This is a genomic window from Clostridium collagenovorans DSM 3089 (assembly GCF_900130005.1).
Lineage (GTDB): Bacteria > Bacillota > Clostridia > Clostridiales > Clostridiaceae > Clostridium_D > Clostridium_D collagenovorans.
On sequence record NZ_FQXP01000010.1, the window covers coordinates 95445 to 108320 of the forward strand.

At 28.5% G+C, this 12876-nt stretch carries 10 protein-coding genes; 6 read left to right on the forward strand and 4 right to left on the reverse strand.

What is annotated here, in order from left to right; translation table 11 throughout:
* The 3 genes from BUA48_RS12355 to BUA48_RS15410 all read left to right on the forward strand — a co-directional run bounded on the left by BUA48_RS12355 (position 1) and on the right by BUA48_RS15410 (position 2295).
* Positions 1-432, forward strand: coding sequence for a CBS domain-containing protein (locus tag BUA48_RS12355; RefSeq protein ID WP_072832378.1), 432 nt, complete (start codon positions 1-3; stop codon positions 430-432).
* 247 nt (positions 433-679) lie between these two features.
* Positions 680-1558 carry a YegS/Rv2252/BmrU family lipid kinase gene (locus tag BUA48_RS12360; RefSeq protein WP_072832379.1) on the forward strand — a complete coding sequence of 293 codons (879 nt, stop codon included), beginning with the start codon at positions 680-682 and terminating at the stop codon, positions 1556-1558.
* Positions 1559-1887: 329 nt separating this feature from the next.
* Positions 1888-2295, forward strand: a complete 408-nt coding sequence (locus BUA48_RS15410) for a hypothetical protein (protein WP_143147722.1) — start codon at positions 1888-1890, stop codon at positions 2293-2295.
* 43 nt (positions 2296-2338) lie between these two features.
* Here BUA48_RS15410 and BUA48_RS12370 read toward each other — a convergent pair whose 3' ends face one another.
* Positions 2339-4276, reverse strand: a complete 1938-nt coding sequence (locus BUA48_RS12370; protein WP_072832381.1) for a YgiQ family radical SAM protein — start codon at positions 4274-4276, stop codon at positions 2339-2341.
* A gap of 805 nt (positions 4277-5081) precedes the next feature.
* Here BUA48_RS12370 and BUA48_RS12375 point away from each other — a divergent pair.
* Both BUA48_RS12375 and BUA48_RS12380 read left to right on the forward strand, forming a co-directional pair.
* On the forward strand, positions 5082-6335 hold the full coding sequence (locus tag BUA48_RS12375) for a magnesium transporter (RefSeq protein WP_072832382.1): 1254 nt from the start codon (positions 5082-5084) through the stop codon (positions 6333-6335).
* Positions 6336-6510: 175 nt separating this feature from the next.
* Entirely contained in the window at positions 6511-7032 is a 522-nt protein-coding gene (locus tag BUA48_RS12380; protein WP_072832383.1) for an RNA polymerase sigma factor, read from the forward strand.
* 146 nt (positions 7033-7178) lie between these two features.
* On the opposite strand, the gene BUA48_RS12385 is transcribed toward BUA48_RS12380, so the two are convergent.
* Positions 7179-8216: a M42 family metallopeptidase gene (locus BUA48_RS12385; RefSeq protein WP_072832384.1), complete on the reverse strand. Its 1038-nt coding sequence runs from the start codon at positions 8214-8216 to the stop codon at positions 7179-7181.
* A gap of 252 nt (positions 8217-8468) precedes the next feature.
* On the opposite strand from BUA48_RS12385, the gene BUA48_RS12390 reads away from it, so the two are divergent.
* Complete coding sequence (locus tag BUA48_RS12390) at positions 8469-9800, forward strand: VanW family protein (protein ID WP_072832385.1); 1332 nt, start codon at positions 8469-8471, stop codon at positions 9798-9800.
* A gap of 106 nt (positions 9801-9906) precedes the next feature.
* Here BUA48_RS12390 and BUA48_RS12395 read toward each other — a convergent pair whose 3' ends face one another.
* Together BUA48_RS12395 and gap are read right to left on the reverse strand one after the other, a co-directional pair.
* Positions 9907-11352, reverse strand: a complete 1446-nt coding sequence (locus BUA48_RS12395; RefSeq protein ID WP_072832386.1) for a hypothetical protein — start codon at positions 11350-11352, stop codon at positions 9907-9909.
* A 312-nt stretch (positions 11353-11664) separates the two neighbouring features.
* Positions 11665-12702 (reverse strand): type I glyceraldehyde-3-phosphate dehydrogenase, encoded by a 1038-nt coding sequence (gap, locus tag BUA48_RS12400; RefSeq protein ID WP_072832387.1) that lies wholly within the window; start codon positions 12700-12702, stop codon positions 11665-11667.
* Positions 12703-12876 lie beyond the last annotated feature (174 nt).

Consider the following 12876-nt stretch of genomic DNA (forward strand, 5'->3'; position numbering starts at 1 on the left):
ATGTATGTAAAGGATATTATGACTATAAATGTTGTAAGTGCCAATCCTGAGAGTACTGTAGAGTCTGTAGCAGATTTAATGAAAAACCACCATATAGGAATGGTTCCAATCTGTGATGATAATAATAAAGTAATAGGTGTGATCACAGATAGAGATATAGTTTTAAGAAGTGTATCACAGGGGGAAGAATGTAAAAATCAAAGGGTAAGAGAAATTATGACATCTAATCCTACACTTATAAGTAGAGAGATAGATATAAATGAAGCAGCTGATATAATGGGAAGAAAACAAATAAGACGTTTACCTGTTATTGATGATAGCGGACTTATAGGGATAATTTCTTTAGGAGATGTATCCCAAGAGTTAGAACATAAAGATACAGCAGGAGAAGCATTAAGTAATATCTCTAGTTATAGTTCTTCGGAAAATTAATAAACAAATTTAAATAATCCATGGATATCCATGGATTATTTTATTTGTTTATTTAAATATTTCAAATTATATATTATAATATTGAGGTATAAGAGAAAGTATAGTAATAAATTTACTATACTTTCAATAATTTTTTAGTATAAAATTATGTATTTATAAATGAGAAAAAAGGAATATTAAGTTTAGATTAAAGTTAACTATAGTATGGGTGTAAAAACTTAAAGAAGGTGTTAAGGGGGAATTTATAATGAAAAAGGTTAAATTTATTTATAATCCCTATTCAGGTGAAAATGCAATATTATCACAGTTAGATAAGGTTATAAAAGTTCATCAAAAGTATGGGTATACTGTAATACCGTTTAGAATATCTTATGAATATGATGTTCAAGACGCTTTTAAGGATATTCATAATAATTATGAATATATTTTAGTTGCAGGTGGAGATGGAACAGTTGATAAAATTTTAAATATAATGATGACATTGAATATCAAGAAGCCATTAGCTATTATACCAACTGGTACAGCAAATGATTTTAGTAAACTTATGAATTTAGGTGATGATGTAGAAGAAATTTGTGAAAAGATTTTAACCAGTAAACCTAAAAGAGTAGATGTAGGAAAAATAAATGATAAATATTTTATTAATGTAGCAAGCACAGGACTATTTACTGATATATCTCAAAAAACTGATGTTAATTTAAAAAATACTATGGGTAAATTAGCTTATTACCTAAAGGGTATAGAGTCATTGCCTAATTTTAGAAGACTTAAGGTGGAGGTTGATTCTAAAGAATTACAATATGAAGGCTATATGTATCTAATGCTTGTTTTCAATGGTAAAACAGCTGGGAATTTTAAATTAGGATATAAGTCAGAAATAGATGATGGTCTTTTAGATGTAATAATAATAAAAGCTGGACATATGAAGGATATAATATCAATATTCTTTAATATTCTAAAAGGTGAGCATTTAGAGGGTGTACCAGGAGTTCTTTATTTTAAAACTAAAAAACTAAAAATAGAATGTGAAGAGGATATAGTTACTGATATAGATGGAGAAAGAGGACCAGATTTTCCTGTTACTATAGAATGTATGCCTAAGGCTCTTAAGCTTTTAGGATTTTAATTAATAAAATTAATTAAAAGAATAAGTAATAATCTAAGCAAAATTTTAATAATTATAAGTAACATTAATTTAAATGGAGTTGAAGTATGAAGTCTTATTTATATTTAGGTTACTTAATAAGTATGTTTTTAATAACGTATATAAGTATTATATATACTAAAAAGTATGCCCCTAATAAAATAAAGGTAATTTATATATGCTTATTTTCGCTAATCTTTATAAGAAATGCAGTTTTATTTTACACGTATCTAAGTAATAATCTAACTAACTTATATTTAGCAAAGGGCATAATATATTTTAATTTGTTATGTTTCCCAATAGCAGGTATAATGAGCTTCTATATTTTCTTAAGGGATAATAAGTTTAATTTTAATAACATTTTAGGAGTTATAGGTATACTGTTTATTTCTTATATTGTTAATGTTTACTTAAATGAAGCAAATATTAATTTAATAGATTCTTTAGGATACATATTTGTTTCAAGCAATATTAAGTTTATTAAAATATTTACCCTAGTACTATATGGAAGCATAATGCTTATAAGCTTAAGAATATTTAGTGGAAAAGCTTCTAATAAATTTGGTGGTACTTTAATTGTTATATCCTCTATAACAACTATAATATGTAATTATCTTTTTTATGGTAATGATGCTATGATTATAACTACATACTTAAGTGAAGTACTTTGGGTAATGACGTTGTTTTATAGTTTAATAAGATTTAAAAAAAGTCATTAAAATAAAAGTTGCTGCATAACAAAACTGTTATACAGCAACCTTTTTATTTTCTTCTACTTTTTTGCTTAGAAGATTTGTTTTTAGAGTTTTTATTATATGTATTCTTAGAATCTTTTTTATTTATATCAGTATTTGTAGGCTTCTTTTTAGAAGATTTTTTATTATCAAAGTTACCTTTAGGTCTATGTTCAGGTATCAAACAATTCTTGCCATGACCTATTAAATCTTCACGGCCTGCAGTTATTAAGGCTTCTTTTACTAAAGCATGGTTTTTAGGATCTCTATATTGAAGTAGAGCTCTTTGAAGATTTTTTTCATGCTGCTTTGTAGGAGTATATACTTTTTCCTTAGTTATAGGATTTATACCAGTGTAATATATAGTTGTAGAAAGACTTCCTGGTGTAGGATAAAAGTCTTGTACTTGCTCTGGATTATATCCCATATCTCTAATATACTCAGCCAATTCTATTGCTGCATGTAAATCACTACCAGGATGACTTGACATAAGATAAGGAACTAAATATTGCTTCATATTTAACTTATCATTTATATCAAAGTATTTTTTTGAAAATCTATCATATACTTCCCTCGTAGGTTTACCCATTTGAGCTAAAACTTTATCGCTTATGTGTTCAGGAGCTACTTTTAATTGACCACTTATATGATGTTTACAAAGCTCTTCAAAGAATTTTGTGTTTTTATCATATATAAGATAGTCATATCTAATACCAGAACGAATAAATACTTTTTTCACTCCAGGAAGTTTTCTAACTTTCTTTAATAGATTTAAGTATTCACTATGATCTACTATTAGATTTTTACAAGGGGTAGGATGCATGCATTGTTTATGTTTACACACTCCAACCTTTTCTTGCACTTTACATGCTTTACTTCTAAAGTTAGCAGTAGGTCCGCCAACATCATGTATATATCCTTTAAAGTCATCTAAAGTAGTTAAAAGCTTAGCTTCATTTAAAATTGAGTTTTCACTTCTCTTCTGTATGACTCTTCCTTGATGGAAGGTTAAAGCACAAAATGAACAAGAACCGTAGCATCCTCTATGACTTGTAATAGAATATTTAACCTCTTTTATAGCTGGAATACCACCATCCTTTTCATAAACAGGATGATAAGTTCTAGTATAAGGTAAATTATAAACCCTATCCATTGCCTCATCACTTAGTGGAAATTGAGGAGGATTTTGAATTATGTATCTACTATCATGAGGCTGGACTATAATCTTTCCTCTAAGAGCATCTTGCTCTTGAGATTGCACCTTAAAGCTTTCTGCATATAAAAGTTTATCACTTATAACCTCTTCATAAGAAGGTGAAACTACATAATCAGAAATATCATCTAAGGAGTTACTTGTATATACAGTACCTCTTACATTTTTTATTTCTTTAATATCCATTCCATAGGACATTAAGTTGGCTATTTCAATTACAGGTTTTTCACCCATGCCGTAAATCAATAAGTCAGCTTTAGAGTCTAATAAGATACTTTTTCTAACTTTATCGCTCCAATAGTCATAATGGGCAAAACGTCTTAAACTAGCCTCTATTCCACCTATAATAATAGGAATATCTTTAAAAGCTTCTCTAATTTTATTGCAATATATTAATACTGCCCTGTCAGGTCTATAGCCACTTTTACCACCAGGAGAATAGAAGTCATCACTTCTTTTCTTTCTAGCTGCAGTATAGTGGTTTACCATTGAATCTATGTTACCAGAGTTGACTAAAAATCCATATTTAGGTCTTCCAAGTTTCTTGAAATCATTTGTATCTTTCCAATTTGGTTGAGCAATAATACCTACTGTAAATCCTTCACTTTCAAGAAGTCTCCCTATTATGGCAGTTCCAAATGAAGGATGATCAACATATGCATCACCAGTAACTATTATAAAATCAAGTTGATCAATACCGGATTTTTTTAAGTCTTCTTTGCAAATAGGTAAAAACTTTTTTGCTATATTCATAAAAATTCCTCCGAAAGAACTTAAAAATAAGTATGGTTAATTGCGTTTAGTTTTAATATTAACACAATAGATATAAAATATAAAGCACTATGTGGTTATGAGGAGAATCATAGTATATTTAAGCTATAGGTTTTAATGTGAGTAGATGATTAAGGGAGGGCTCTACTTTTATATGTATTTTTAAAAGTCTATAATAAGCTTAAATGGTTATAATTAAAAGTATGTGAAGAGTTATAATAAACAAAGTGGACATATTATTATCATAAAAAATAAAAAGTAGAGGAATATATAAGGTTTAGGAATATAATGGAATTGATGGCTTTTTAGAATAATATACAAAGTTTGAATTATACACTTTTGAAAAGTTAAAAAGTTCAGAAAATATTAGCAAGCTTAAGAAAAGAGGAGAAAATATATAGATAAATTAAAAAGATGGTCTAAATTTATCTAAAATCAAATTTTTTTGACATTAATTCCTTTTATCATTGCTGAAAATATAATATAATATTAAGTATGAGATAATTTTTTTATTAAGGGGGGATTAAACCTATGGAATCAGGGCCTCATAGTAGGAGCTATAAAATTAAAAATAAAATATTGAGCATCTTATAATAGAGGAGATGTATATCAAGTAACTAAGTTTTATAAATATAATTTAAGGTAAAAGTTATATTTATAAAGCTTATATACTGATATATTGAAGTAATACTGTAAAGTTTAGGCTATGTAATAAGGATTTATTTGCACAGTTTAAATTTAATTTAGTATTATTAAACTCCTCTATAGTAAGAGGGGGAGGATTAATATGACTAAATTAACTACTTTCTTTTTAAATAAGATTTATAACAGAAAGGTCTATGATGAATTCGATGAGTGCATAGGAACAATTTATGATATCTATGTAACAACTAAGGAAGGTTATCCTAGAGTAATAGGTTATAGAATAAAGAAAGATAGAGAAATTATGGATTATGAGTTTAGGTCCATAGACTTTTGTGAAGAAAACCAAAAGATATGGATACAGGTAAGAGGTGTAAAAGAAATCATCCCAAGAAATTACTCTTATCTTTTAATTAAGGATTTACTGAAGAAAAAGATTGTTGACGTTAATGGTAAAAAGGTAGTTAGAGTTGATGATATACGTATGGCTAAGATACTGGGAGAAATTAGAGTTTTAGCTGTAGATTCAGGTGTATTAGCTATATCTAGAAGATATAGAATAGATAAGTTTGTAAAGGGGATTTACAAACTTATGGGTAAAAAGTTTACTGATAGTATAGTTTTGTGGGAAAGTGTTGAATCCCTAGAGCAAGATAAAGAAAGTTTAAAACTGAATGTATCTTACGAGAGATTATCTAAGTTTAAACCTGCGGATATAGCTGATATATTAGAGGAATTAGAAGCTGAATATAGAAATAAAATCTTTGAAAGCTTAGATTTAGAATTAGCGTCAGAAACCTTAGAAGAATTAGATTCAGATATAAGAATAGCTATATTAGAAACAATAAGTGAAAATAAGGTTATGGAAATATTAGATACTATGCCTAATGATGAAGTAGCTGATATTTTAGAGGAAATGGATAAAGAAAATGCTGAAAGATTGCTTCATAGCTTAGAAAAAGAAGATGCTGATGAAGTAAAAAGACTTATGAACTATGATGATGATTTAGTAGGTAGTATTATGAATAAAGATTTTATTGCATTTAATACTAATATAACAGTAGGTGAACTTTTAGAACTAATAAGAGAAACTAAGCCTGATGATGAAGTAACTTATTATAGTTATTTTGTTGATGATGAAGAGAAGCTTCAAGGGGTAATATCATTAACAGAGTTAGTTTTAGCAAAGCCTGAGAGTAGAATAAAGGATATTATGGATTTAGATGTTATTAGTGTTAAAGATACTGATAAAATAAATAAATCCTTTGAACTTATATTGAAATATAATTATTTATCTTTACCTGTTACAGATGTAAATGATAAGTTGTGTGGAGTAGTAATAATTAATGATATTATAGAGGAAGTTTTGCCACACTCATTTAAGAAAAAAATAAGTTAAAATCAAAAAGTTAGGTATATATTATTATATCTAACTTTTTTTATTAACTATTCAGTAGAATAACATATGTATCATAACTTTACAGTTAAATAAAAATATAATATAATACATAAAAAGAGAATTGACAGAAAATTTTAACATTGCTTAAAGGGATTCAAAGGGGGGAACCTTTCATATGAAGGATGACTATGATGAGTTATTCAGGATTTTATATGATAGGTATTATGATGGTATTTACAGATATATATTTGCCAATGTAAAGAATAAGTGGAACGCAGAGGATATTGTATCAGTAGTATTTACGAAGCTTTATATCAATAGAGAAAAGATTACAGATATAGAGGGAAGTAAAAATTGGATTTATAGAATAGCTAGAAATGCTATAATAGACTATTACAGAGCCAACAATAAAGTTATACCTATAAATTATATTTTAGATAGTAGCAACTTTGAAGAAGGTTATGATAATATCTTAATCCAAGAAGAGTTTGAAGAGGTTTTTAAAATAATAGATGAATTACCTAATGAAACGAAAAACTTCTTAAAACTAAGATATTTTGAAGGATTAAAGTTTAGGGAAATTTCTGAGGCTACTAATACTTCGGAGAGTACTGTGAAAACCACTGTGAGCAGAGCTATCAAAAGGGTGAAAAAAATCTACGAAAATAATTCAGTAGAGGATGAGATGTCACTTTAATATTGCAAATATAACATTAACCGAGTAAATACTAAGGTCTCTATATTAATACCTAGATATTGTATGTTTCGAAGAGTAAACACAAAGAAGAAAAGCAGGAATTATAAAAGCTACATAAATAATTTATGTAGCTTTTCTTTTAGATATTATTTTTCACAAGAGTATTTAACTATTAAGTCTAAAGTAGCTAATACTGAATCCATGTGAGTTCTTTCATAAGCATGAGAAGCATATATTCCGGCACCTATTAAAGCAGTTCTAATATCCCAACCAGCTCTTAATGCAGAAGATGCATCTGAACCGTAGTGAGGATATATATCAACTTTGTATCCTATATTATGAGTTTTACAAAGCTCAACAAGTGTTCTTCTTAATTCATAATCGTATGGACCAGAAGAGTCCTTAGCGCAGATACAAACATCATACTCAGTTGAGTTTTGATCTAATCCTGGACAACCCATATCAACAGCTATAAATTCCTTTGTATTAACTGGTATAGCAGCTGAAGAACCATGTCCTACTTCTTCATAGTTACTAAAGAAAAAGTTAGTTGTATAAGGTAACTCAGTTTTGTTTTCAACAAAGTATCTTATTGCAGATAATAATATACCAACACTAGCTTTATCATCTAAGTGTCTAGATTTAATAAATCCACTTTCAGTTATTGTAGTTCTAGAGTCAAAAGATATAAAGTCTCCAACTTCAATTCCTAGCTTTTCTACGTCTTCTGCTGAGAAAACTTTTTCATCTATTACTATTTCCATGTTTTCAGCACTTCTTTTTAATGATTCACAATCAGAGCTGATGTGAACAGAAGGTTTGATTGTTTGGATAGTCGCAGAATAAGTTTTACCAGATGCGGTATGAATAATACAGTTTTCTCCTTCAACAGATGTCATCATGTATCCGCCAACAGGTGCTAAACCTAAAGTTCCACTTGATTTAACACTTTTAACCATACCACCTAAAGTATCAACGTGAGCTGAAAATGTTCTTTGATATTCATCATTAGCACCTTTTATAGTAGCTATAAGAGCGCCTTTATTTGTTTTAGTATATTGAACATTTAAGTTTTTAAGCTCATTTTCTATATAGTTTATAGCCTTAGCAGTAAACCCTGTTGGACTTGGTGTAGTAAGGATGTCTTTAAGATAGCCTTTTAATGCTTCAATATTATAATTCACTGTAATACCCCCTAAAGTTTCGAAAATTTTGAATACTACTAAATTGTAGCATAATTATAAGTAGATTTCATCATATCTTTATTGAAGTAGAGTAATTATTTAAAACTATAAGTTTAAATTAACTATAATAGTTGGAATAAAATAAGCCTGAAGACTCTATATATAGTTATAGATAGTTTTAAGTATATATAAATGAAGTTACATAATTTAGATAGGAAAAAAATCTTAATAAGCAAAAAGAGTGGGGGATATATGAGAAAGAAGGTAGCTATAATAGGAGCTTTAGTTTTTTGTGCAGCACTAATAGAGTTTTCTTGTAGTTTTTGGAATGTAAGTGATAAAATTTATCCAGGAGTATTTGTGGAGAACATAGATCTTAGTTATTTAACAAAAGAAGAGGCTAAACAAAAGATAGAAGAGACTTATTTAGTTGATCAAAAAAATAGAAGTATTACAACTGAGATAAATGACAATGAATTTGAAATAAGTTTTAGTGATTTAGGGGTACAGTATAATACTGATGAAATAATAGCAAAATCTTTTGCTGAAGGACGAGATAAAAATATTTTCAAATCTTATATAAGGTTAAAAAAGAAAAGTATAGATGAGTTTAAGTTATCCTTTAATTTAGATGAGGAGGCTTTTAAGCAGTATATAGATAATATTAAGTGTAAGGCTTGTAGATGTAGCGAAGATGCAAAAATTGAAATAAATAATGGGGATATTAAGGTATATAGTGAAGTTATAGGATTAGAGTTAGAAGAAGATAAATTAAGAGAAGATATAATTAATAAGCTCATGGAGGATCATGGAAAAGATAATATATTAGTTGTAGGAGAGATTAAGGAGATTATTCCTAGGATATTAGAAAAAGATCTGAAGAGTATAGATTCTGTAATTTCATCCTATGAAACAAGTTTGTATAACTCCGGTGAGTCTAGAAATAAAAACATAGAGATAAGTACAAAGGCTGTAAATGGAACTCTTGTAATGCCTGGAGATGAGTTTAGCTTTAATAAAATAGTAGGAGCTAGGACAAGTAATAAAGGCTATGAAAATGCTAAGGTAATAGTTAATGATAAGTACCAAGATGATGTTGGAGGGGGAGTATGTCAGGTATCATCTACACTACATAATGCTATTATTAGAACAGATATAAATCCTACGGAGAGGCATGGACATAGTAAGTTGGTAAGTTATGTTGATAAAGGCTATGATGCAACAGTTTCTTATGGATATCTTGATTATAAGTTTATTAATACTCTTCCATATCCAATTTATATAGAGGGAAATGTAAAAAGCAATTTAGTATATTTTAAAATATATTCAGCTAAGTCTATAAACTCAAGGCGTTATGAAATAAGAACGGTAAATGAAAAGTTGCTTAAACCACATAGAATAATTCAAGAGGATGGAACTAAGGGGATAGGTTATACAGAAATAAAACAACAGGGTGAGGCAGGCTGGAGTGCTGATATTTATAGGTATATTTATGAGGAAGGTGAACTTGTAGATAAAAAGCTTATATATAATGTAAACATAAAACCTAAAGACGAGATAGTAATAATAGGTGTTAAAAAATAAAGAAAGTATAAATACCTCTAATAGTATAGTTTAGAGGTATTTATACTTTTTATAAAATAACTATTAAATTAAGATTTAAGGGCATAAAAAACTTATTGTTTTTAGTTTAGAAGTAATAAGGTACGAAATTGCAACAGCAGTTATTAGTGTTATTACTTCCACAATTATTATTGTTATTGCTCATAGAGTACCATAAAAGGAATAATACTACTATGAATAAAATAAAGTCATTACTATGATTGTTGTTATTGCAGCAAGTTCTTCTTATCTTTTTAACTGGTTTAGGTGGTGGAGTACAACAATCACATTTAGTATTTTCTATATCAGTCTCACAGTTTTTAAAGAATAAATCTTCGCCACAATCTTCTATAATAGTTGTGTTTGAATTAGGTGAGTTGAAAGTTGTATCAGCAAAGAATTCTTCCTCTGTAAATGAAGAAGTAGAATCATTTGATGAATTTTCACTAGTGTAATTAAACTTAGCTAAAAACTCTTCTTCATAGTTTCTTGAGTCTTCTAATGAAGAGAAGTTATCTTCAAATATTTCAACATCTTCAGTAGTGTCATTAATTTGATTAGCATAATCATTAAAGAATTTTGTTTCAAAGTTTTCATCGGTATTGGTATTTTCTAATATTTCATCATTACTTGAAGTGTTTGAAGTAGATAATTTTTCTCCTACGTAGTCTTTGAAATCATCTTCAACAAAGTCAAGTGAAGAATTAGAAACTCCAATGTTAGTTTCGGTTTCGCTATAAGAGTCATTATAAAAGTCTCCATGTTCAGGAGATTTATAGTTTGGATCACAAGGTGCAATTACTTCAGGTTCAGTATTGATGTTAGAAGAACTTACTATTTCTTCTTCATTAGAAATGTTATCTACAGTAGAAGATGTGTTATAAGTTACATTAGAAGTAATATCTTCATTCATATTCTCGAAGATAAATTCATCATAATTAAAATCTTTATCTTCGTCACTATTAGAAGAGTTTGTATCTAATTCAATATTTGAATCTTCTATAACTACATTTTCTTCAGGTAGATTTTCTTGTTGTGAACCTTCATTGGACTCATAGGAATTAGTATAATAGAATCCTTTGAAGTATTCATCACCTTTAGCGAAGTTTTCTAAAAACTCTCCATAGCTCCAAAGAGGACTTGAATGTCCACAGTCATTAGTTACAAAGTTTGAGTCTAACTCACCATCTGCATTTGTTGCATTATAAATAACAGGGTCATTGTTACTAATTTCTCCATCCTCAGAGTGATCCATTACAATTTGAGAATCCTCTATAACAAAGTTACTTTCTTCAAGAGAAGTTAGATCTTCATTTATATTTTTACCTTCGCTATCTGTTAAAACTTCAGTATTTATTGAATCCATATCTTTAGTATTAGTTGATTCGGTATAAGTTAAATCATCATTAGATATATCTTTAGTATTAAAGCTTTCATCTTGATGAGAACCATCATCAATGGTGAAAATACAATCATATGAAGATGCACCGTTGTTTTGTATTACAAAGGTATTGTTTTTTCCTTTAACAGCCATAATGTTTTCCTCCTAGTTTATTTATGAAAGGTAATAATTTAGGGTATAACTCTTCAGTATAAAATAAATCATAGAAATTGATCTATACTTCCAAAATATGAAAATTTGATTTACTTTGACACAAATATGTTTAATTAAATAAAAATGGATAAAATAAAATTACCACCATTCACTACTTTGTGAATGGTGGTAAAAAACTATAGGAAATTTATATGATAACTAGTATTATAGGGCAGTTAATCCTAAATATTTAGCTATCTTTTTAGACATACTCGGTGGAGTATAAAGAGTATGCTAGTTAGCAAGTTTTAATTAAGCTATTCTTAAGTTAGCTTGAGCTATAAGTTGAGTAGCAACTAATTCAACTAAATCTACGACTCTTGCAGAATATCCCCACTCATTATCATACCAAGCTGCAACTTTAACCATGTTTTTTTCTATAACTATAGTAGAAAGTGCATCAACTATAGTAGAACGGTCATCACCTTTATAGTCAACAGAAACTAAAGGTAATTCGCAGTATCCAAGAATACCTTTCATTTCGTTTTCAGAAGCTGCTTTGAAAGCTGAATTAACTTCTTCAGCTGTAACATCTTTACTTAACTCACAAACTAAATCAGTAATTGATACTGTTGGAGTAGGAACTCTTAAAGCGAATCCATTTAACTTACCTTTTAATTGAGGTAAAACTTTAGCAACAGCTTTAGCTGCACCAGTTGAAGTTGGAACTATTGATTCGCAAGCAGCTCTTGCTCTTCTTAAATCTTTATGTGATTTATCTAAAATGTTTTGATCGTTTGTATAAGAGTGTATTGTTGTCATAAGACCTTTAACAATACCGAATTTTTCATCTAATACTTTTGCAACAGGAGCAAGACAGTTAGTTGTACAAGAAGCATTTGAAATTAAAGAATGCTTAGCTACATCTAAATCGCCATCGTTAACACCCATAACAACAGTTATATCTTCATTTTTAGCAGGTGCAGTTATTATAACCTTTTTTGCACCAGCTTCTATATGCATTAATAAATCTTCACGTTCTTTAAATTTACCAGTTGATTCTATTACAACGTCTACACCTAATTCTCCCCATGGAATATCCTTTGGAGAAGCGCATCTAGTAACCTTTATTTCTTTTCCGTTTACAGTAAGAGCATTTTCAGTTGCTTGTACATCTCCTCTAAAAGTTCCGAAACAAGAGTCATATTTAAATAAGTGAGCTAGGCTAGCACTTTCACCTCTAGCGTTAATAGCAACTATCTCAAAATTACTATTAGGATTTTCACTCATTATTCTTAATACAGTTCTTCCGATTCTTCCAAAGCCATTTAAACCTACTTTAATACTCATATTAGTACCCCCGATTATTAATTTATATATTTAATGCTATATAATATGTTATAAAACAATTATGTGCTACATTTAAAGTTTAATTAGTATAACATATTTATATAATATATAAGCTTATATGTCAATAACCAATAATTAAATTATCGGTTGTTTTTTTTGAATATGAGAAATTAT

What these genes read in the sequence shown, in the direction of transcription:
- BUA48_RS12355 (WP_072832378.1), top strand. Translation starts at nt 1, where the DNA reads ATGTATGTAAAGGATATTATGACTATAAATGTTGTAAGTGCCAATCCT.
- BUA48_RS12360 (WP_072832379.1), top strand. Translation starts at nt 680, where the DNA reads ATGAAAAAGGTTAAATTTATTTATAATCCCTATTCAGGTGAAAATGCA.
- BUA48_RS15410 (WP_143147722.1), top strand. Translation starts at nt 1,888, where the DNA reads ATGAGCTTCTATATTTTCTTAAGGGATAATAAGTTTAATTTTAATAAC.
- BUA48_RS12370 (WP_072832381.1), bottom strand. Translation starts at nt 4,276, where the DNA reads ATGAATATAGCAAAAAAGTTTTTACCTATTTGCAAAGAAGACTTAAAA.
- BUA48_RS12375 (WP_072832382.1), top strand. Translation starts at nt 5,082, where the DNA reads ATGACTAAATTAACTACTTTCTTTTTAAATAAGATTTATAACAGAAAG.
- BUA48_RS12380 (WP_072832383.1), top strand. Translation starts at nt 6,511, where the DNA reads ATGAAGGATGACTATGATGAGTTATTCAGGATTTTATATGATAGGTAT.
- BUA48_RS12390 (WP_072832385.1), top strand. Translation starts at nt 8,469, where the DNA reads ATGAGAAAGAAGGTAGCTATAATAGGAGCTTTAGTTTTTTGTGCAGCA.
- BUA48_RS12395 (WP_072832386.1), bottom strand. Translation starts at nt 11,352, where the DNA reads ATGGCTGTTAAAGGAAAAAACAATACCTTTGTAATACAAAACAACGGT.
- gap (WP_072832387.1), bottom strand. Translation starts at nt 12,702, where the DNA reads ATGAGTATTAAAGTAGGTTTAAATGGCTTTGGAAGAATCGGAAGAACT.